The following is a 20,173-nucleotide window of genomic DNA, read 5'->3' on the forward strand; positions in this document are numbered from 1 at the left end:
GGGGGGGGGGGGGGGGGCGGGGGTGGCGGGGGGGGGGGGGGGGGGGGTGGGGGGGGGCGGGGGGGGGGGGGGGGGGGGGGGGGGGGGGGCTGGTTTTCGCGGGGGTGACCTCGAAGGGGGCGACGGTGTTGTCCTGGCCGGCGTTCAGGGTGCAGGGGACGTCGACCCGGCCGGGCCCGGCCAGGTTGCCGTCGGCGTCCTTGGGCACGAGGTGGAGGGTGAAGTTGCCGGTGGTCACGCGTCCGGTGCCGGGGCGGGTGAAGGAGAGTCGGGGCGCGTTGCCGGTGGCGGGGATCTCGAAGGAACCGGAGGCGGGGACCGCGGTGCGGGTGATGGTGAGGTGGACGGGGACGGCGGTCTCGTCCTGCGGGGCGCGGACGCGGGTCTCGGCGTCGACCGAGCCTTCGATGGTGCGCACCCCGAGGACGTAGCGCAGGCCGAGGGTGAAGGAGGCCTCGACGGTGGCGGCCGCCTGGATGGCGAACGCCGGGCTGGACTCGCCGGCCGGCAGGGTGGCCGGGATGTCCGCGGAGATCCTGGCGGTGATGGCCTGTCCGCCGATGGTCGGGAAGACGCAGGTGTAGTGCAGGGTGGGGGCGGCGGGCCGGGCGGCTGCGGGGGCGGTGGCGACGGCGCCGACGAGGACGGTTGCGGCAACGGCCGCGCGCCGGGCGCGCCCGCTCGGGCGGTGCGTACGGGGTTCGGCGTTCATCGTGCCCCTTCCGTCGAGTGGTCGCGCCTGCTCTGTTCGCGGTCGTGGCGCTGCTGGTGGCTGCGGCTCAGGTGGTTCTGGATCCAGGCGTGGCGGAACTGGTAGACCGCGCCGACCTGGCGGAGCACGCCGCGTTGGTGGGCGTCGTCCAGGAAGGCGATCAGCGCCCAGGGCAGTTGCCCGGTGAGCGGCAGCCAGATGCGGGCCAGTGCCACCCACTGGCCCCAGGCGGTCAGGCTGAGTCCGTAGCCGAGCCCGGCGCCGAACGCGCCTTCCAGCCCGAACACCAGGCCGACCTCGAAGCCGCGCAGCGGCCCGTACACGATGCCGTTGACCAGACCGACGCCGATGCCGAGGACGAGCGCCCAGGTGAGCAGGTGGTAGGCGACGTTGCGGCGGTCGATGTGCAGCAGGTCGGCGGGACTGACCACGGATTCGGTGCGGACCGGGGCCTCGAACAGGGCGATCAGGCTGAAGACCAGCCCGATCGAGAGGGCGATCGGCACAACGAACACAAGCCCGGCGGCGAGGCCGGCACCCTGTCCGTCGGCGAGGCCGAGCGGGGCCACAAGGCCTTCGTCGACCAGGATGAGCAGTGCCATGCCGGCCGCTCCACCGCCCAGGCCGATCAGGAAACGGATGCGGGCGTTGCGGCGGGTCAGCGGGGTCCCGATGCCGAGCCGCATGCGGACCGGCGAGGGTCTGAGGGCGGCGCGGGCGGAGGCGTGCCAGTAGACGAGTCCGAAGAGTGTGCCGGCGGCGAGGCCGTGCAGGACGCCGACCAGCAGGCCGCGGACGACGGCGAACCGGAGGCTGTGCGTGGTGGCGACCAGGTCGACGGGGAGGTTGCCGATCGCGGTGGTGACGCCGAAGGCGATGCCGGCCAGGACGGCGATGATCACGGTGCGGGAGAGGCGGCTCATGCCGGTGCCGACCTCCCACCAGGTGAGGTCCTGCCGTTCGCGGCCGAGCCGGGTCAGGTGGTCGGCGAGGTGGCCGAGCCAGCGTTCGGCGCGTTCCGCGTCCCACGATCCGGGTCGGCGGTGGGCGGTGTCGAGGCGTTCGGTGGGACGGGGGCGGTAGACGGCGGGGACGAACCCGGCCAGCAGGTGTTCCTCGATTGCCTCGGGGTCGGGGAAGCGGGCGGTGTCCAGGAGTTCGCCCGGCCGCCGTTCGGGGTGGTCGCTGTACATGGTGCGGGCGAGGGCGATCATCAGCGGGGTGCGCAGCGCGGCGGCGAGGTTGGCGCGGCCGGCGCTCTCCGCCGTCCGGGCGGGGTCGAGGACGGCCTCCCAGGTCGCGCCCTGCCCGTCGGTGTCGGCGGGCCCGGGGAAGGCCGGGTCGGTCCGGGGCAGGTAGCCGCGCAGGTCGTCGAGGTCGAGGTCGCGCAGTTCCAGGACGACGGCGGCGGCCAGCGGGGCGTGCGCCTTTCGGACGGCGGCGGTGAACTCGGCGTGGCGGCTGGTCAGGACGAGCGGCAGCTGGGAGAGGTTGAGTGCTTCGAGGGCCGGGGCGCGCAGGTCTTCGGCGAGTTCGTCGAACCCGTCGAGGACGGGGAGGACGAGGTCGTCGTCGAGAAGGTCCGCGGCCAGTGTCTTGCCGCTGGGGACCCGCCGGGCCAGGTGCGGGTAGTCGCGCAGCAGCCGGGCGATCAGCCAGTCGCGCAGGGCCACGGTGGTCGGGTCCCAGGCGCCGAGGCTGAAGATCACCGGCACCCGTTCGTTGCGGGTGCGGGCGTCCAGCAGGTCGAGGGCGAACCGGACCGCCAGGATCGACTTGCCCGATCCGGCCCGGCCGAGGACCACCAGCCGGCCCGACGGCACGCGCCGGTAGATCTCGGCGACCCGCCGCAGGTCGCCGCTGAGGTCCGGTTCGGTGCGGGCCTCGCCGGGGGCCAGCAGGTGGGCGTTCGCCGACTGGTCGGCCACCCCGGCCGACACCTGCTGCCAGCGCACCGGCAGTGCGAACGGGTGGTGCACCCGGTGCTGGGCCTCCTCGCGGCGCCAGCGCTGTCGGCTCTCGCGGGCCAGTTCCTCGGCGGCGTCGGCGAGCGGGCCGTGGTCCCGGGGCGGCGGCGGTGGTTCCGGTGGGGGCACCGGGGCTTCCGGGACGGTGCCGCCGCTGAGGGCGCTCAGCCGGCGCCGGTCCTCGGGGCCGGCGTCGAGCGCGTCCGCGATGCGGTTGATGGTGCCGAGCCGGTGGTCGAAGGGCCGGTCGGTCTCGATCCGGCGGACGGTGCTCTCGCCGAGTCCAGCCCGCTCGGCGAGCTGGAACTGCGTCAGACCGGCCTGCTTCCGTAACTGCCGCAGCAGTGCCCCGAGCGTCTCCGCCACGACCCGCCCTTCCCCCGAAGATTCGAAAGAACAGAGGCGAAGCCTACCGCTGATGACCGGTCACATATGACCGGCGCTGTGACCTGTGCATTTGTCTGACGCGACGCCAGCATCGGTGGTGCGGACGGTGGTTCCGCGGTCCCCGGCGCACCTCGTTGCGCGGCCCGGGCCGCCCCGTCCGCGACACCAGTTGCGTGAACTTGAGGGAGGCGGTGTTTGCGATGGCGGAGGCGAAGGGCGTCCTGTTGCCGGCCTACGTGGTGGCCGACGAGTCGGGCTCGATGGCCCCGTACCAGCGTGAGCTGGGGGACGGGGTGGCGTCGCTGTGCGAGGGGCTGAGGGCGGAGCCGATGGTCGCGGCCAAGCTCCGGCTGGCCGTGCTGGGCTTCTCCGACGACGTCCAGGTTCGGCTCGCGGTGGCCGACATGCGCACCGAGACCACGGTGCCCCGGCTGGTGATCCGCGGGGTGACCAACTACCGGGCCGTCTTCGAGGACCTGCTGCAGCGGATCCCCGGCGACGTGAAGTGGCTGCGCGGAGAGGGCTACCGGGTGCACCGCCCGGTGGTCTTCCTGCTCAGCGACGGCCAGCCCACCGACGGATCGTCCTGGCACGCGCCGCACGCGGAGCTGACCGACCGGGACCGCACGCCGACCGCGCCGAACATCATCGCCTGCGGTCTCGGCGACGCCCGGGCGCAGACCATGGTCGACGTCGCGACCCGCCCCGAGTTCGCCTTCCTCGCCAAGTCCGGAACCGACGTCGGCCGGGCGATCTCGGAGTTCTTCCACTCGCTCACCATGAGCCTGGTGGCCTCCGGACACGCCCTGAACTCGGCCAACCCGCAGCTGGTGGTGAACCGGCCCGACCAGTTCACCATGGCCATCGACGAGGTCGGCCGGTGACGCCCGCCCGCCGGGGCGACCCGGACCCCGTGCCGCCGGCAGCGCCCCCGAGGCCCGCCGGGCCGCCCCCGGCGACCGGGCCGGACCCTGTGCCGTGGCAGCGGATCACCGTGGACGTGCCGGGCCTGGAGTTCGAGGCCCGGCCGCCCAGCCAGTACGCCTTCGACTTCCCCGACAGCGAGTGCGAGGGCTGGTCCACCGACCGGCTCACCCTGCGGTTCGCCTCCGTCCGCGGCGCCAAGCACCGCTACTACCGGCAGCCGCGCCAGGACGCGGCGCGCGCCGCCGTGCACGAGGCCACCGGCAGCATCGTCTTCGCGGTCGCCGACGGCGTATCCAGCGCCGCCGAGTCCCACCAGGGCGCCGTCGAGGCGTGCCGGGCCGCCGTCGAACGCATCCTGCACCTGCTCGACCGGGGCGCTGAGCGGCTGGACGGAGCCGACGTCGCGGCCCACGCCGCGGAACGACTGCGGGAACTGGCGCGGTGGCGGCTCGGCGTCCCCGCACCCGAACGTGCCGAGGTGGCCAGGCTGTACGCGACCACCCTGGTGGCCGGGGCGGTCCGTGCCGCGGGCGACGCCCTGGAGGCCGAAGTGTTCCGGGTCGGCGACTCCGGGGCGTGGCTCCTCGACCGGGCCGGCGGCGGCTATCACCCGCTGTTCGGCGGCAAGGCCGTACCGGGCACGCCGCTGGTCAGCAACGAGGTCTCCCCGCTTCCCCTGGTCCCCGACCGGCCGGAGACCGCTGTCGGACGGCTGGCCGAGCCATGGACGCTGCTGGTCGCCACGGACGGGTTCGGCGACCCGCTCGGCGAGGGCGACGGCCGGGTCGGGGAGCTGTTCGCCCGCCAGCTCGCGTCGCCGCCGCCGCCATTGTGGCTCGGCCACGTGCTGGACTTCACCCGGGAGACCTTCGACGACGACCGCACCCTGCTGGCGATCTGGCCCCGAGCCGAGGGAGCGAGGTGAGCGCGCGGCCGGCCGCCCCGGTCGAGTTCGCCACGCTGACCCTGGACGGGGAACTCGGCCGAGGAGGCCAGGGATCGGTCCACCGGGTGCGCAACAAGCGCATCAACGAGTCCGCGACCGACGGCGGTTGGGAGGTCGTCTACAAGGAGTACGCCCCCGCGGTGCTGCCGCAGGTGGACGCCGCCGCGCTGGCCGCCGCGGTCGCGCTGCCCGGGCGGATGACCGGCGAACAGGGGCGCTGGCTGTGCGAGAAGACCGCCTGGCCGGCCGCCGTGGTCCGGCGCGGCGGACAGACGTGCGGGTTCCTGATGCGGGCCGTCCCCGACCGCTTCCACTTCACGCTCCGGACCCTGGCGACCGGCAACCAGGGCCCGCCCCGGCTCGCCACCCTGGAGTACCTCCTCAACGAGGACGCCTACATCACCGGGATCGGACTGACCGTCACCGACCGGGACCGACTGCTGCTGCTCGCCGACCTCGCGACCACCCTCGACCGGCTGCACCGCTTCGGCGTCGCCGTCGGCGACCTCTCGCCGAAGAACCTGCTCTTCACCCTCACACCGCAGCCCGAGTGCTTCCTCATCGACTGCGACGCGGCCCGCACCGACGGTGCAACGGTGCTGCCGCAGGCCGAAACCCCGGACTGGCACGTCCCCGCCGGCGAGGAACGGGCGACCCGGCACAGCGACACCTACAAGCTCGCCCTTCTCGCCGTCCGCCTCTTCGCCCGCGACCAGGCCTCGACCGACCCGGCCGCGCTGGCGGCGATCGACCCGGCCCTCGGTGCCCTGGCCCGTGCCTCGCTCGGGACGGACCCGGCCGCCCGGCCGACGCCCGCCGCCTGGGCCGAGCAACTGACCTCGGCCTCCGGCAGCCTTAAACCCGGCCGCGGTCCGAAAGCCGCCGGGGGAGCGAAGCCGGCCGGGGGAGCGAAGCCGAAGCCGCCGACCGGGCCGGCTGCCCCGCGACCGCACGTCAACAGCGGAGCAGGTTCGACGGGTTCGGCAGCGGGTGGCGCGGGAGCCGGCAGCACGGCGGCCGGGGTCGGCAAGGTACTCGCCGCCGTGGCCGCCGTCGTGGCACTGCTGCTGTTCGTGGCCCACCGCGACGACTCCCACCCGGCCGACGCCCGCTCGGCCGCCGACAGCCACCCGCTTACTGTCAGCCACCCGCCGCGCCCCGCCAGCAGTTCGTACCAGACCCCGCAGCCCGATCCGACCCTCAGCAGCACCCGCCCAAGCACCCCGACACCGACACCCACACCCACCCCGAGCCCGAGTCCGACCGATCCGGTCGCCACCGCGGGCGTCGGCGACTGCTTCTTCGACACCGGGACCAACGGTCACGCCGACCTCACCCCGACCACCTGCACCACCGGGACGTTCAAGGTCGTCCGGACCAACGAGGGCAGCACCGACCTGGACGGCTGCGCCAACGTGCCCGGCAACGACGAGAGCGTCAGCTCCAAGCGCTACTCGCGGGTCCTGTGCCTCAGCTACCAGAGCCCGGGCGGGGACTCCTACCACGCCCGCCAGGGCGACTGCGTCTTCGGGCCGCACGGCACGGGCCCGTGGTCGCTGCTGTCCTGCCGGACCGGCGCCTTCAAGGTCCTCGCCGTCTACCGCGGCACCAGCGACCACTCCAAGTGCGACAACTGGCCCCACTACAACCAGTGGCGGACCGTCTCCGGCCCCAAGGGCGCCGACCAAGACGTCCTGCAGTGCCTGTCCATGGTGTTCCCCGACGACGCGGGCTACGCCACCGTCCGCGAATGCCTGTCCAAGTCGGGCTCCACCTTCACCAACGTCGGCAGCTGCGACCGCTCCAACGTCTACGTCACCGGACGCACCAGCACACCGAACCAGCCCTCGTTCTGCGGCCAGGACGCCTCCACCTACTGGCGCTCCAACGAGTTCCCCGACCTCGGCTACACCGTCTGCTGGCGCTGGCGCTGACCCCGCCGCGCGGCGACCGATCCACCATCCCACCGACAGAGTTCAAGGATCCGACATGGCATACCGCTACCGGTGCGGCGAGTGCGGCTTCAAGACCTCCTGGGGCACCGAGTCCCAGGGCGAGCGGGCGCAGATCGCGCACTACACCGACCGCCACCCCGGCCTGTACCCCGGCGGAACGGTCGAGGCCAACACCAAGAACCCGGAGGGCGGCATCGGCTGCCTCGGCGTCCTCGCCGTGCTGTTCCTGCTGTTCGTCCTCGCCGTCTCGTGCCACCGATGAACGGCGCCGACCCGAACACCGCGACCAAGAGGACGTCATGACGAAGCACTACTGGAACCAGGACCCGGCCACACCGGCACCGCCCACCTGGCAGCAGACGCCACGCGCGGTGCCGCCCCAGCTCGGCCGCAGCGGCGGCGCGGCGCCGTCCGTGCCCGCGCAACCGGTTGCCGGGCCGGGCGCGCAGCCGCCGGCCGCATCGGTGCCGCCACCTGTGGCGCGGTCATCGCGCCGCGGAGTCGGGGTGCTGCGCCACTGGCGGCTGCTGGTGGCCGCAGTCGTGCCCTGTCTCCTGCTGGCCGGCACCGGGTGGTGGTTCTGGCCGCAACCGCCGACGGGCCTCCCCCCGCACATCGCCGAGGGGACCGTCCAGGCGAACCTGCTCAGCGCCGACAGCGTCAGCAAACTGGCCGGAACGACGGTGGTGGCCGGGCCCCAGTCGAACCGGCCGCACGCCCCGCTCGCCGTGGCTCCGTCGGAATGCGCTGTCGCCGCCGGACCGACGACACAGTCGGTCTACGGGCAAACGTGGAAGGCGTTCCTGTCGGCGACCTACCAGGACGTCACAGGCTCGGGCAGCTACACCGTCAGCCAGGTGATCGGCGTGTTCCCGGACAGCGAGAAGGCGACCGCGGCCTTTCGCACGCTCAGCGACGGCCTCACCAAGTGCCCGTCCTCGACACTCACCGACCAGGCCGGACGCACGTCGAAGTGGACCTACACGGCGCACCCCGCCACCGAGGACGCGGTGGCGTGGACCGCGACGCAGGGCGACACCGCGAACTGGGCCTGCTACCACCAGGCCCGGGTGAAGGACACGAGCCTGATACAGGCCTCCGTCTGCCAGGCCGGTGACGGCGGGCCAACCGTCTTCACGGTCGCCGACGAGCTCACCGGCAAGGTGACCGGATGACCGCGCCCTCGCGCACGACAGCCGCGCGCCGCCGTCGGACGCTGCCCCGGATCCTGCACCTCCTGCTGATGGCGCTCCTGGCACCGATCGTCGCCGCGGGAGTGCAGACGATCGCGGCATCCGATGCCGTGGCGGTGACGGCACAGGCGGGCACGCTCGCCCCCGTTCCGCTGGTGGCGCCCCGGGGTTTCGAAGCCGCCCTGGCGACCCTGCTGGTGGAGATCGAGGACGCGAACCGGCAGGCCGCGGAGCTGGCGCAGCAGGGGAAGGACGTGGTCGCCGAGGCAGAGCGGATCACGAAGGAGTCCGCCGCCATTCGCGACAGCAAGGCGGCGCTCAACGCCAGGGTCGCCGCGGTGAACCAGGAGATCAGCGGCCACAACGGGCGCGCGAAGGCGGTGGACGACGAGATCGCCGCCCACAACGCCAAGCAGCACACGTTCCAGATGCCCGCGGAGGCGGACGCGGCCGCCGCCTACGACGCGGACGCGCGCCAACTGAAGGCCAAGAAAAACCAGGAGAACGCCGTGGAGGACAAGATCCAGGGCGAGGAGAGCCAGATCCGGCAGGAGGCCTCCCAGGTCGACGCCAGGTCCTCCCAGCTCGACGCCGCCTCCAAGGCCAACGACACGAAGGCCGCCAATCTCAAGACGAAGGAACAGCAGCTCCAGTCCCGGGGCCGGCAACTGCTCGCGCAGATGGCGCAGGCGATCCAGAGCTTCGTCTCCGTCCCGTCGAACCCGGCGGCCGCCATGAACCAGGGCGGGGACGCGCCCGCTCCGGCCCCGCAAGCCGGCAACCGGTCGGCCGGCCAGGACGAGGACACCGGCGACAGCCCCTACCGCCAGCCCCGGGCCGCCGCGCTGACGCAGTACGCGAAGCAGCACGGCACCACCGTCGACGCGCGCCCGGGCACGGCGTACCTGACGCCCGACGCCGTCCGACGGCTCTCCCCGGCACAGGCGGCCGCCCTGAGCAGCCCTGCCATCGGCTACGACGGCCTGGTCCGCAAGCCGAACGGCCACTACACGGCGGTACAGGTGCGCGCTCCGGCCACCGCCGACGCTCCGGCCACCGCACCGGCCCCGGGGGCCCTCGGCTCCGGCGGTCTGGTCGCGTACCACAACGGCGAACAGCTCCCCGTCGACGAGGTCACGACGGTGGACGAAGCCCCCGCCGCCCCGGAGTCGGCCCCGGGCAGCAGCAACCCGGCCTCCGGGGCCTTCCCCGGGACCGCCGCGGGACACGGTGACCCGGCCCCCGTGGGGAACGGCGACCGGAGGGTCAGCGCCTGCAAGGACCTGAAGCCCTCGGGTGCCACGGACCTGGACGGCGGAGGATGGGTCGACTACCTGCCGTCGGACGACCAGGGCCGCAACCGGGGAGTCCGGGCCTGTCTCCAGGGGAAACCCGACTCGAAGAACAGGGGCCAGAAAGCGGCCGGCACCATCCGGGGCTGGAAGGACGCCGAAGCGCGGGCCAGCGCCCTCGGGTTCGCCCCGGACCAGACCATCGCCCGTTGCCACTCCGTGCCGAAGATGGCTGGCGGAACGGCGGACGAGCGGAACCTGACGCCGTGTTTCCAGCTGGGGGCCAATATCAACCAGGCGACCGGCGGCACCATCACCAACAGCATGCGGAGCTTCGAGACCAGGGCCGGGAAGAGCATGGACGGGGGCTGTGTGCTGTACAGCGTGCGTCCGCAGTACAGCAGCACCGGCAGCACCAAAACCATTCCGTACAAGTGGTACATGGCGCTCTACGCGTGGGACGCCACCACCGGGGCGTACCGGGACTTCGCGTCGACGGCGGTGGAGAACGCCAGGTACGGCCCGGCCGGACTCGTGAACCTCGGAAAATAGCCTCCGGCGAGAGCTGGCGGCCGACAGGAGTGGACATGGATGTCGAGGAGATGCTGGACCGGTTGGGCGCGCTGATCGGGCCGCCGCCGGAGGGCGGGGTGGTGCCGGCCCGGCGGGGTGCAGGAGGTCGGCAACGGCCGCTCCTACCGCCCCCGGGGCGACTGGGCGAAGCAGCTGTGGCAGTGAACCCGCGAAAATGGTGCGCAGCGCCGCTTCGCGACCGAGGCTGGACGGTGATCCAGGGACCCGGGGGCGCAACGGTGTACACCAGCCCGTGCGCGCGAGTAAGCGCGAGAGCCAGGACCGACAGCACCGGGACTGCCTGGACAACAGCCCACTACCAGGCCGGACCTGGCGGAGAACGGTGGTGGTCCTCGGCGGACAGCCGCACGCCACCGGAGGTGGTTGCCGCCCTTCACGAAGTCCTTGCCGCCACCCTCGCCTCCAGCCCGGACAGCCTGCTCCGCCCGACCTTCCCCAACGTCGAGGCCCTCAACCACGTGATCGCCTCCGGGTGGGACAACAGCGTCAGCAGCCGCCGCCTGCTCTGCTGGACAGCGCCGGACGGCGAGATGGCCAGCATTTCCCGTTGGATCAAGCCGGGCCACCAGGACACTGACTGGGTGATCAGCGGCGGCAGCGTGGGCCCTGGACAGAAGGAAGGCTGGTACCTGAAGATGCCAGCGACCGGCTGATTTGCCCCGGTCGACGCTGCCCACCCGCCTCCCTGCCAGGCGAAGAGCCTTCTGCTCATCGAACCGGCCGAGGGCCGGGTCCGCCCACCGCCCCGTGGGCCCGTGCCGCTCGGTCGGCAGGGGACGCAACAGCCCGGGTTCTCCCGCCGAGGCAGGAAAACCCGGGCTGTTCGGGTGCGCTTACGCAACCGCCTCGTAGGAGGCACGAAGCAGCGGCATCGCGCGGTCGAGGTCGTCGACGGAACCGACCCGCACCTCCAGGTCACCGGTCCCGTGGTGGCCGATGCCCGAGACGTCGCGCGTGAATCCGGGCTCCAGCTCCACGGACGTCGGAGCCAGACGGAGGTACAGCCGCAGTCCGGTGGAGAGCACCTTCACCGTCACGAAGTTCCGACCCCGGCGGTAGGCGACGTAGTGCTGCAGCTCGACGCTGTGCACGTCCCCGAGATCCAGCAGCCGTCCGTCCAAGTCCGCGTACAGCTCCCGCACAGCTGTCGCCGCGCCGGCCGGCCGCTGGGAGACCGTCGAGCGCGCTGTCGGTACGACGGCAGTGCCCGTACGTGCCGCCCGAGCGCCGGAACCGGCGGTCGAGGCCACCAGGTCGAGCGACAGCAGGCCGTCACCGAAGAGCCGGTACCGGACAAGGTCGATGCGGCGATCGATCTCGCGGACGGCGTGCTGGTCGTACCGGCTGAACTCCGCGGCCACGCAGATGATCCGCGGGCTCGTCCAGTCGACCGACTGGGCGACCTCCGGGCCCAGCTTTTGCGTCACTGCGACTGCCGCACGTAGTTGTCACCGGGGCGCTGCCCCGACCTGCGCAGGTGTCAACTTGGTCTGCTCTGGACGTGCCTAGTTACGGGAGATACTTGTCACTTGGGTACATGATCTTGGGGAGGAAGGAGGTGCCTTCCTCCTGGCTGGTGCGTTCCGTTGCAGCATGCGATCGAAGCGCAGGACGCTGAAACCAGCAGTGGGTGGTCCAGCGCGGCAACATCAAGGCCGAGGACCCCCTCGCCTGACTTCAGGCCATCCGGCAGCGGGGCTTCGCGGGACCCTGATCGGTCCAACGAGGGGAGCGCGTCCTCACTTCGAGGGCGCTCTCTCTGGCCGTCGGGGCGGTCGCGGGGTTCGAAGGGAGCAAGGTCCTGGTTGCGTCCAGGGCTGGAGGAATCCGACGCAGCGGAAAAAGTGGTCTCCGCCGGTATGGTGCGCGGATTGCCTCGGCTGTCCCATCCCGGTCCGTGCGCGGCGGTTATGGGTGCTCGGGGTCGAGTGGGCGGCGGGCTTCGGCGATGACGTAGCCGAGTTTGTCGGCGTAGATGGACATGCCGACGGGGAGCAGTTGGTCCATCTGTTGGATGAAGTCCTGGCCGTAGTGGGTGGCGAGGTGTTCGCGTTCGTCGGCGTAGCGGGATCGGATCCAGTGCATGTTCTGCCGGGTCTGGGCGGTGACGTCGTGGACGTTGACGAGTTCGAGGCCGGACTGGGTGATGGCGTCGGCGTAGGTGTCGGCGGTCAGCAGGGTGGAGAAGGCGAATCCCTGGGTGAGGAGGTTCCAGTCGTCGTCGGTCAGGTGGCCGGTTCGGATGAAGTCGGTGAGGACGATCCGTCCCCCGGGCTTGAGGGTGCGGTGGATTTCGCGCAGGACCTGGAGGCGGTCGGGGACGTGGAAGAGCATCTCGATCGCCCAGGCGGCGTCGAAGGTTCCGGATTCGGCGGGCAGGTGCATGGCGTCGGCCCGGACGAAGTCCAGTTGTGGGGACCGGTCGGCGCTGCGGGCTTTCGCGTTGGCCCGGGTGACGTGGGTGGTGCTGATGCTCACTCCGAGGATTCTGGCCCGGGTGTGTGCGGCGAGCCGAAGTGCGGGGTGGCCGGTGCCGCAGCCGACGTCGAGGATGTACTGGTCGTCCTTGGGTTGCAGCAGGTCGATCAGGCGGTCCGTCAGGTGGTTCTGGGCGTGGGGCATGGACGACTTCTCGTCCTCGTCCCAGAGTCCGAAGTGGATGTTCTCTCCGAAGATCGAGTCGAAGAACGCTTCCATCTGGTCGTAGAAGCTGCCCACTGCTTCGCTCGATGCGAGCGACCGGGTGTTTTGCTGGTCATCCATGGTGACTCCTCTGCGGGTGGTGGTTGCGGTGCGGGTCAGGTGGTCCGCTGGGCCCGGCGCGGGCGGTGGTTGCGGGGCAGGTCATGTTCGTTGTGCTTCCAGGGATGTGGGGCTCAGGCGCGCGGTGAGGTGGCCCAGGGCCAGGAGGGTGAAGACGTCGGTGAGGACGGGGACGTTGAAGCCGAACGGGCGCGGGCCCACGCAGTCGGGGATACCGGCGATGGACCCGTCGGGGCGCTGCTGGGCGAGCAGGTGGGCGGCCCCGCGGCCTGCGGGCGCGGAGTCGTGGTGGGCGGTGAGGGTGATCAGGGCGTAGGCGGTGCTCAGGGCATCGCTGGGGTCGCCGTCCTGGCGGCCCCAACCGCCGTCGGGGTTCTGGGAGTCGAGCGTCAGGGCGATGGCCCGGCGGGTGATGCTGCGGGCAGGCCCCTCGCGTGGACCGGGTGCGCGGGAGGCGGCGAGTACGGCACGGAACACGGTCTGGTGGCGGCTGCTGCTCCAGTCCGGCGGGAAGGACCCGTCGGGGTGCTGCTGGGTGGCGAGGAATTCCAGGGCCTGGTCGACGGCCGGGCGCCGGCCAGGGCCCTGGGTGCTCAGGGCGTTGGCGGCGGCTGCGGTCATGCAGGCTTCCGAGGGCGCTGCGGCCAGGTAGGTCGGGAAGCCGCCGTCCGGGGCGCGCAGGTCCAGCAGGGCGCTGACGGCGCGGTGGATCGGTCTGCGGTGGGCCTGGGGGCCGGCGAGGTGGAGCAGTTCGATGGCGGCCGAGGTGCAGTCCACGTCGGTGAGCTGGGCGTGTTCGGTGTAGGACCAGCCGCCGCCGTCGTGTTGCAGGTGGCGCAGGCGGCGGGCGACCAGGTCCAGGACGGGGCGTTCGGCGCCTGCGGCGTGCAGGGCCAGTCCGGCGGTGGCGGTGACCCAGGTGTCCTCGTCGCAGATGAACGGGATCCCGCCGTCGGCGCGCTGGTGGGCCAGCGCGGTGCGTATCCCCTCGGCGACCAGCCGGTGGCCGCCGGGCAAGGGGGCCAGGGCGTGGAGCACCGACAGGTGGATGAGCAGGTTTCCCTCCCAGACGCGGCCGGGGCGCTGGGTGGACCGGAGCAGTTCCACCTCGGGTGCCGTGATCTGGTCGGTTGCCTGGTGGGCGTGCGCGAGGATCGCTTTGACGGCGGTGACCTGGACGCGTGCCCAGCTGTGTAGGCCGTGGAGTGAGAACGCCTGCGGTGCGGGAGGCACGGGCTGGGGAGCGTCGCCGAGCAGCACCAGGACGGCCTGGAGCAGGGCGCGTTTGCGTTGGCCGGTGAAGTCCGGTGCCAGGGCGATGAACCGGTCCACGTCCAGCAGGTCGGCCTGAACCGGGCGGCCGGCCAGGGCGGCGCGTGCCAGCAGCCGGTCCAGCGGTTCGCGGGAGTCGCGGTGCGCGTCCAGGTAGCCGGCCAGACGGGCGCGGGCCGCGGGCTCCAGACGGGTGCGGTCCAGCAGGACCAGCAGCAGCGCGGACTCCAGGACCCGGCTGCGGCACGGATCGCGCAGCGCACCGTCCGGGCCGAGCCGCTCCTGCAGGCGGGTGCGCAAGGCGGCGGTCGCGCTCGACAGGCCGGTCGGGAAAGCGGCGGCGGGCCAGCGGGGGAGGCTCGCGGGCAGGGGAGCGAGTCGCATCTGGGTCCGTTCCGGTCATCGTCGGGTGCGGGCCCGCGGGTACGGGACCGGCTCGCGGAGGGCGGGGTGTCAGCGCTGGGGCGTCGCGCGGTGAAGGTCGGAGGTGAAGCGGCCGGTGCCGGCGAGCCAGTGCACGGTGGCGGACAGGAACCTCTCCACGAGGTCCACGTAGCGGTGCAGCCGGTGTGCCTGTTCCGGTGTCAGACCGCGGGTCGTGCGCAGGAGTCGGGCGGTGGAGCGGAATCCGCTTTGGCGGTCCTCGACCATGGCGGCGGCCTGCGCCCGGGCCTTCGGCACGGGACAGCGGTGCTGCCGGGCGATGGCGGTGACCAGGTTGTCCTGGCGGGCGGCCTCGTCCTCGCCGCCGGACGCCAGGTCGTTGACCCACCCGGCGATGTCGGCCAACGCCTCCCGCAGGTCCGCGACCCGGGCGTCGATCCGCGGGTCCTGCGGCAGCAGGGCGTGCCCGGTCGCCTCCAGGACGTCCAGCAGGGGCAGCAGGGTGATCGTGCGGCGGCGCAGGTCGATGTAGTCCGCGAGCGGCAGCCGGACCCCCAGGCGCCGCAGCGTCGCCTCCTGCTCGCTGGCGTCCAGGAAGTCGGTGTAGTCGGCGGTGAAGCGCGCCCGCCAGCCGGCGGGCATGCCCGTGGCGGTTCGCCCCCACAACCCGGCCAGAGCCGCCGTGTGCACACCCCCGGCCTGCGGGAACGGCCCGGCTTCGGAGCCCAGGACCCGGCGCAGCGGCGCGGTGAACGCCTCCAGCTCACCGGCCACCGATCCCAGGCCGTGACGGTCGATGCGGTCGTCCACCCAGCAGATGAACACCGCCCACTGGGCCGTGAGCAGCACCTCCGCCGCGCCGCCGTCCGGCAGGGCACGGCCGGCCAGCACCTCCAGGCGCATGGCCGCCAGGCGCCGCTCCTGGCGGGCATCGGCCACCAGACCCTCGCGCCGGGCCCAGCGCAGCAACGCCTCGGGCACCGGATCCGAAGACGCCAAGGGCGTGTCACTCATGCGCCGATCTTGTCAGACCGCCGTCAACCGGGATAGATGCCCAATCGGCCCGAGAAGGCCGCGCGCCGGACGCCGACGACAGGGGCGCACTGCGTGAAAACGGGACATCGCCACCCGACTGCCCGTCGGCTTCCGGCCGCATTGCGGCATCTGATGATCCACCGTCAACTCTGCTGTCTACGGTGAGGCGACCGGCAACTCGCAGGTGCACGGACGGCAGCATCCGTCCCCGACGGGCGCGAACCCGATGCACCGGCACCATCCGGCTTCACGGCTGAGGGAAGCCGCTCGACCCGCTGCCGGCCCATCGGACACCACAGCCCGGCACACAGAGGATCACGATGACGCGAACGGTGACGTGGGACAGCGCCCTGGTCCTGGGAGGCGGCTACGCGGGCCTGCTCGCCGCCCGCGTCCTGACCGGCCACTTCCGCCACGTGACGATCCTCGAGCAGGACGCCGCGCCCGGGACGCAGGCCCGGCCCGGCGTCCCCCAGTCCCACCACCCGCACGCCCTGCTCGCGCGCGGCGCCGCCCAGCTGGAGGAGTTCTTCCCCGGCATCAGGGCCGAACTGCTGGCCCGCGGCTGCCCGGTGGCCGACTTCGCCCAGGCCACACGGATCCTGTTCCCCACCGGCTGGGCACCGCGCACCCCGGTCGGGGTCGACGTCCAACTGATGGCCCGCACCGTCCTGGAACAGGCCGTGCGCGAGCGCGTCACAGCCCTGGAAGCCGTAACGGTCCGGGACGCACTGCGCGTCGAACGCCTGCTGCTCAACGGCGGCGGCAACGAAATCGGCGTCGCGGCCCGTCCCCGCCCCCTCGGCCGAGCACCTGGCGGGGAGGGCGACGAGGTGCTCCTGAGCGCGGACCTGGTCGTCGACGCCACCGGCCGCGGCAGCAGACTTCCCCACTGGCTCACCGACGCCGGCCACCAACTGCCCGACAGCCTGGAAGTCGACGCACGGGCCAGCTACGCCTCCCGCCTGTACACCCTCAAGGCCGACCCCGACCGCGACTGGAACGCCTCCTACCAGCCCACCATGGCCCCCGCCTCGCCACGCGGCGCCGTCGCCGTCCGCATCGCACCCACCCAGTGGCTCATCGGCCTCATCGGGGCCGCCGGCATCACCCTGCCCGACGACGAGGACGGATTCCGTGCCTACGCCGCCGACCTGCGCAACCCCGACTTCCTGCGGATCATCGACGAAGGCGAACCCGCCGGCCCCATCCACCGCACCCACACCACCATCAACCGCTGGCACCCCTACCACCGGGTCCGCAACTGGCCCGACCGTCTGATCGCCCTGGGCGACTCCGTCTGCGCCTTCAACCCCGTCTACGGCCAGGGCATGACCGTCGCCGCCCTGCAGAGCAGACTCCTGGACAACCACCTCACCCGACACGCCCGCACCGGGCGACTGGACGGCCTGGGCCCCGCGTTCCAACGCGGCGCCGCCGCCCAGGTCCGCAGCCCCTGGCTGCTCAACACCGCCACCGACCGCGCCTGGCAGGACACCACCATGCCCCTGACCAGCCGCCTCGCCACCGGCTACCTCGCCGCCCTCACCGCGCGCCTGCCCCACCACCCCGGCCTGTACCGCCGCTTCGTACGCACCCTGCAGATGCTCGACAGCCCCGCCACCCTCGCCTCCCCCCGCGCCCTGGCCCAACTCGCCTCCCTGCCCTCCATTCCCCGCCACCAGGCAACCTGCACCTGCCCCAATGCCACCCCTTGACCGCGAATCAGCGATACCGAATGCTCCGGGTGTGTCCAGCGGCCGGGGCCCACGCCCGCTCCGCCCGTGCCGCCCGCTCCGCCGTGAGCCCAGCCAGTACATGCCGACGACGACCCAGAGGAGAGACCATGTCCGACACCAACCCCGACCAGACCCCCGACATCGACCCGGCAGCCTCCACCGGAGCCGAGGAGGCGGCCACCTCGCCGACCGGCGCACCGGTGGACCAGTCGCTGGATATCCAGGTTCCGGATTACAAGATCGACGACGTCATCCAGGCAGCAGCCGATTAGCCCGCTCCCCACACCCGAGCGCCGGGCGCGCCCTCGCATTCGGCACGGCCCACCCAGTCACTGGCGTTGAGGAATGGTCTTGGTTTGGCGCTGCTGCGGTGAGGGGTCGCCCGAACGGCAATGTGCCCCAACTGTCAGTCGAAGTGGACGACGGCCTCGCAGGTGGGCACACCCAGCCAGCCCCCGGGGCGGGACCAACGGCTGCGGGGCCCGCCTGTTCGCTCCCGAGTAGCTCCCGGTCGCCCTCCTTGGCCCAGGCGGCAGCCAGCGTTGCGCGGGGGCGCCGACCAGGCTCTTGCGGATCACTCGAACGGGTGACATCAGCACTCGGATGTTTCCCTGCTCTCGCCCAGGGCAGAGCTGAGCGACAGCAGTCCAACCGAGGATGAGGGGATCAGTCGTGAACGATGACAACCGGCGCTATGTATTTCTGAGCGCAACCTTTCTTTCGAAGCAGTACAAGTCCATTCCTGCCGATGTGCTCGAAAGCTGCATCTTCTTCTTCGGATCAAAGAGGAGCTGGCTCTTCCCGGCAAGCAGAGAAGAGATGCTCGAAGCCAGGAACCTGCCGGCCAGGTACCTCGAATTCGATGAGGAATTCAAGTCACTCGTCCTGCACAAAGAAGCGCAGAGGCAAGTCTTCTGGCTGCTGCCCGGGAAGGACTTCAGCAAAGGCTCGGCCTTCCTCGAGGCGATCACGGACCCGGCCAGCAAGAAGGGCTATCGTCCGCTCATCCTGGATGAGAGCTGGTGGCTCGGTGATTTCAACTCCAAGGACGCCAAGTTCTGCAAGGATGCCCGGCTCATCGTCAACAACTTCAAGCAGGGAGAATTTGACTACGACGCGGTGATGGAGCTGCTCTACCAGAGCAATCCAACGCTCGTCCCCACCCTGTACTGGGCGGAGAGCTGACGCTCAGTGGGGATGGTGGCGGGACCGGGATGGACGTGGCTTGGTCAATCACGGACGGAACCGCCGCCACGGTCGGGCTGTGAGTCCGGGATCGCGGAGTGTCTCAGGCCCTGGGTGTCGGTGGCGAGGCCGGCCGGGACCTGCTCGGCGGTCCATCGGGCTTGTGCTTCGCCGGCAGGTGCGTCCGCGAGGGTGGCGGGGAGCGCGTGAGCGGAAGGGGCCAGGTCGAGGCGGGCACCGGGGCTCCGGGCGAGGCGTGAAAACCAGCCACGGGACTACGCTCCGTGAATACCCGGTCACACATGTCATAGGTTGTTCTGGGCATGATCAAGGTCCGGGTTCGCTGTGGGGGAGTCACGCGACGCGTGTGGGAACGGATGCCGGAAGATCGACTTCAATGGGACTCGGTTGATGGGCGGGTCCGTGAAGTCGCCACCGCTCGGGATCACGGCACCGACAGGTGATCGACTTCCGGGCAGATCAACATCCCCCCGACGACGGGGAGTTCCCGTTGAGGTCGAGCCGACAGGCGCGTGGATGAGCCGCGCGAGCGTGCCAAGATCTCCAAGCAGTACGAATCCAGGAGCACCTGTCCACGGACTCCGCCCACCCTGACGGGCCGTCGTACTTCAACGACCTGGTCGCCGTCGCCAAACTGATCACGATCTCCTGGCCCGCAGCAGTACTCAGCCGACCGAGGACATCACCGATGGACGACGCACTGGCCGAGCACATCACCACGCTTCAGGACCATGCTGCCAGACGGCCCGCCGGCCAGCACGGGCTCACGGTGATCGGACCGCCGCCCACGGCCGCTGCCTGCGGCGCGCTCCTGCTGCGGGCCGAGCAACTGCTCGCCGACCGCAACCCTCAACAGCTCCGCGCGGCCGTCCATCCCCTGGCCGCCGCAGCCGGCGAGCGCGAGCCGCTGAGATTCGCCGGTGTGCTCCGCCGCCAGCCGATGTCCGAGTCCCTCACCCGAGCACTCTCCAGCCAGGACAGGGCCTTCTTGGCAGCCGGGCGCCGCAAGCACGCCCGGGTCCGCCTCCTGGTGCCCTCCCGCGAAGCCACCCACTACACGCGGACCGAGGTCCCCCAGATCATCCCGACAGCCTGGTACGAGCACCATCTCGAAGCCTTCCCCGCCCAGCTGCGAGCTCCCAGCCGCGCCAACGGCAAGCACGTACGGCGAGCCGCAGCGCTGAAGCTCGTCGAGATGACAGCGGGCGGCACCTGGGCCGACTGCGCGGCGAACCTCGACATGCCCCGCGGATACGCCAGCACCTCCCTGGACCTGCTGAGGGAACGCTGCCCAGGCGACGCGACCTGGCAGCTGTTCCAGTCGGGGGTGGAAGCCATCGCCGCCGAACTCGAAGCCGACCCCGACCGAGTCGACTACGCACGCCGCCGCCGCACGTTCTCCGTATGGAGCATCCCCCAGGAGCACTGGTCGGAGCTCATCCACGGACTGGCCGGCAGCCTCGCCCGCGACCAGGTCCGAACAGCGGCCTCCGTTCTCGTGTGGGCACAAGTCACCGAAGGCGAGGCCCAACTGAGCCCGCGGATGCGAGACGGAGGCACCGGCCTGCGGGTACCCGACTACGCCGAGATCGGTCGCGAGATCAACCAGCTCCTCTACCTCACCGTCAGAAGCCAGAGGGTGCTGCGCGAGCGGCTCGCACCGTACGCCGCCCAGGTCGCGGCCAGCTGCGACCACAGCCCACGCTCCACTGCGGATTCGACGCCCGCCGTGCAGTAGACGGCTGTTCGCGAGCCCGCTGCTCCCCGACCCTCCCGACCGTCACGTCGCAGCGTAGCTGGC

17 protein-coding genes are annotated in these 20,173 nt (G+C 71.8%); 11 read left to right on the forward strand and 6 right to left on the reverse strand.

What is annotated here, in order from left to right:
* Together ACWGKU_RS26655 and ACWGKU_RS26660 are read right to left on the reverse strand one after the other, a co-directional pair.
* Positions 1 to 712: DUF6801 domain-containing protein (locus ACWGKU_RS26655; protein WP_452191584.1), on the reverse strand; the 712-nt coding region annotated here is incomplete at its 3' end.
* The gene (locus ACWGKU_RS26660; RefSeq protein WP_452179696.1) at positions 709 to 3,045 is read right to left on the reverse strand and encodes a helix-turn-helix transcriptional regulator; all 2,337 of its coding nucleotides are present in this window, start codon (positions 3,043 to 3,045) and stop codon (positions 709 to 711) included. The genes ACWGKU_RS26655 and ACWGKU_RS26660, both read right to left, overlap by 4 nt.
* A 221-nt stretch (positions 3,046 to 3,266) precedes the next feature.
* Here ACWGKU_RS26660 and ACWGKU_RS26665 point away from each other — a divergent pair, with 221 nt between their 5' ends.
* From ACWGKU_RS26665 to ACWGKU_RS26695, 7 genes are all read left to right on the forward strand, one after another.
* The gene (locus tag ACWGKU_RS26665; RefSeq protein WP_045306214.1) at positions 3,267 to 3,950 is read left to right on the forward strand and encodes a vWA domain-containing protein; all 684 of its coding nucleotides are present in this window, start codon (positions 3,267 to 3,269) and stop codon (positions 3,948 to 3,950) included.
* 110 nt (positions 3,951 to 4,060) lie between these two features.
* Positions 4,061 to 4,918: a protein phosphatase 2C domain-containing protein gene (locus ACWGKU_RS26670; RefSeq protein WP_452179695.1), complete on the forward strand. Its 858-nt coding sequence runs from the start codon at positions 4,061 to 4,063 to the stop codon at positions 4,916 to 4,918.
* Positions 4,915 to 6,873: an LppU/SCO3897 family protein gene (locus ACWGKU_RS26675; RefSeq protein WP_452179694.1), complete on the forward strand. Its 1,959-nt coding sequence runs from the start codon at positions 4,915 to 4,917 to the stop codon at positions 6,871 to 6,873. Before ACWGKU_RS26670 ends, ACWGKU_RS26675 begins: the two co-directional genes overlap by 4 nt.
* 55 nt (positions 6,874 to 6,928) lie before the next feature.
* Positions 6,929 to 7,156, forward strand: a complete 228-nt coding sequence (locus ACWGKU_RS26680) for a hypothetical protein (protein ID WP_331768517.1) — start codon at positions 6,929 to 6,931, stop codon at positions 7,154 to 7,156.
* A gap of 109 nt (positions 7,157 to 7,265) precedes the next feature.
* Positions 7,266 to 8,069, forward strand: coding sequence for a sensor domain-containing protein (locus tag ACWGKU_RS26685; RefSeq protein ID WP_452179693.1), 804 nt, complete (start codon positions 7,266 to 7,268; stop codon positions 8,067 to 8,069).
* The gene (locus ACWGKU_RS26690; RefSeq protein WP_452179692.1) at positions 8,066 to 9,931 is read left to right on the forward strand and encodes a hypothetical protein; all 1,866 of its coding nucleotides are present in this window, start codon (positions 8,066 to 8,068) and stop codon (positions 9,929 to 9,931) included. The genes ACWGKU_RS26685 and ACWGKU_RS26690 overlap by 4 nt, the downstream gene beginning before the upstream one ends.
* A 50-nt stretch (positions 9,932 to 9,981) precedes the next feature.
* A complete protein-coding gene (locus tag ACWGKU_RS26695; protein WP_452191585.1) occupies positions 9,982 to 10,626 on the forward strand; it encodes a DUF317 domain-containing protein in 645 nt (214 codons plus the stop codon).
* Between the two features lie 180 nt (positions 10,627 to 10,806).
* Here the strand turns inward: ACWGKU_RS26695 and ACWGKU_RS26700 are convergent, their stop codons facing one another.
* From ACWGKU_RS26700 to ACWGKU_RS26715, 4 genes are all read right to left on the reverse strand, one after another.
* Entirely contained in the window at positions 10,807 to 11,400 is a 594-nt protein-coding gene (locus ACWGKU_RS26700; protein WP_401045770.1) for a DUF5655 domain-containing protein, read from the reverse strand.
* Positions 11,401 to 11,881: 481 nt separating this feature from the next.
* Complete coding sequence (locus ACWGKU_RS26705) at positions 11,882 to 12,736, reverse strand: SAM-dependent methyltransferase (protein ID WP_452179690.1); 855 nt, start codon at positions 12,734 to 12,736, stop codon at positions 11,882 to 11,884.
* An 81-nt stretch (positions 12,737 to 12,817) separates the two neighbouring features.
* Positions 12,818 to 14,392, reverse strand: a complete 1,575-nt coding sequence (locus ACWGKU_RS26710; protein ID WP_452179689.1) for a prenyltransferase/squalene oxidase repeat-containing protein — start codon at positions 14,390 to 14,392, stop codon at positions 12,818 to 12,820.
* A 69-nt stretch (positions 14,393 to 14,461) separates the two neighbouring features.
* Entirely contained in the window at positions 14,462 to 15,406 is a 945-nt protein-coding gene (locus ACWGKU_RS26715; RefSeq protein WP_401045763.1) for a terpene synthase family protein, read from the reverse strand.
* Positions 15,407 to 15,747: 341 nt separating this feature from the next.
* Between ACWGKU_RS26715 and ACWGKU_RS26720 the strand changes: the two genes are divergently transcribed.
* From ACWGKU_RS26720 to ACWGKU_RS26735, 4 genes are all read left to right on the forward strand, one after another.
* The gene (locus tag ACWGKU_RS26720) at positions 15,748 to 17,145 is read left to right on the forward strand and encodes an FAD-dependent oxidoreductase (protein WP_452179688.1); all 1,398 of its coding nucleotides are present in this window, start codon (positions 15,748 to 15,750) and stop codon (positions 17,143 to 17,145) included.
* A 128-nt stretch (positions 17,146 to 17,273) separates the two neighbouring features.
* The gene (locus ACWGKU_RS26725) at positions 17,274 to 17,438 is read left to right on the forward strand and encodes a hypothetical protein (RefSeq protein ID WP_452179687.1); all 165 of its coding nucleotides are present in this window, start codon (positions 17,274 to 17,276) and stop codon (positions 17,436 to 17,438) included.
* Positions 17,439 to 17,838: 400 nt separating this feature from the next.
* The gene (locus ACWGKU_RS26730; RefSeq protein ID WP_452179686.1) at positions 17,839 to 18,351 is read left to right on the forward strand and encodes a hypothetical protein; all 513 of its coding nucleotides are present in this window, start codon (positions 17,839 to 17,841) and stop codon (positions 18,349 to 18,351) included.
* 709 nt (positions 18,352 to 19,060) lie between these two features.
* Positions 19,061 to 20,110 carry a hypothetical protein gene (locus ACWGKU_RS26735; protein ID WP_452179685.1) on the forward strand — a complete coding sequence of 350 codons (1,050 nt, stop codon included), beginning with the start codon at positions 19,061 to 19,063 and terminating at the stop codon, positions 20,108 to 20,110.
* Positions 20,111 to 20,173 lie beyond the last annotated feature (63 nt).

This window comes from Kitasatospora sp. NPDC054768, assembly GCF_053612025.1.

Excerpts from the sequence above, each read along its gene's own strand:
- ACWGKU_RS26690 (WP_452179692.1), top strand. The coding sequence starts at position 8,066 with ATGACCGCGCCCTCGCGCACGACAGCCGCGCGCCGCCGTCGGACGCTG.
- ACWGKU_RS26735 (WP_452179685.1), top strand. The coding sequence starts at position 19,061 with ATGGACGACGCACTGGCCGAGCACATCACCACGCTTCAGGACCATGCT.
- ACWGKU_RS26680 (WP_331768517.1), top strand. The coding sequence starts at position 6,929 with ATGGCATACCGCTACCGGTGCGGCGAGTGCGGCTTCAAGACCTCCTGG.
- ACWGKU_RS26665 (WP_045306214.1), top strand. The coding sequence starts at position 3,267 with ATGGCGGAGGCGAAGGGCGTCCTGTTGCCGGCCTACGTGGTGGCCGAC.
- ACWGKU_RS26720 (WP_452179688.1), top strand. The coding sequence starts at position 15,748 with ATGACGCGAACGGTGACGTGGGACAGCGCCCTGGTCCTGGGAGGCGGC.
- ACWGKU_RS26710 (WP_452179689.1), bottom strand. The coding sequence starts at position 14,392 with ATGCGACTCGCTCCCCTGCCCGCGAGCCTCCCCCGCTGGCCCGCCGCC.
- ACWGKU_RS26725 (WP_452179687.1), top strand. The coding sequence starts at position 17,274 with ATGTCCGACACCAACCCCGACCAGACCCCCGACATCGACCCGGCAGCC.
- ACWGKU_RS26705 (WP_452179690.1), bottom strand. The coding sequence starts at position 12,736 with ATGGATGACCAGCAAAACACCCGGTCGCTCGCATCGAGCGAAGCAGTG.
- ACWGKU_RS26695 (WP_452191585.1), top strand. The coding sequence starts at position 9,982 with ATGCTGGACCGGTTGGGCGCGCTGATCGGGCCGCCGCCGGAGGGCGGG.
- ACWGKU_RS26715 (WP_401045763.1), bottom strand. The coding sequence starts at position 15,406 with ATGAGTGACACGCCCTTGGCGTCTTCGGATCCGGTGCCCGAGGCGTTG.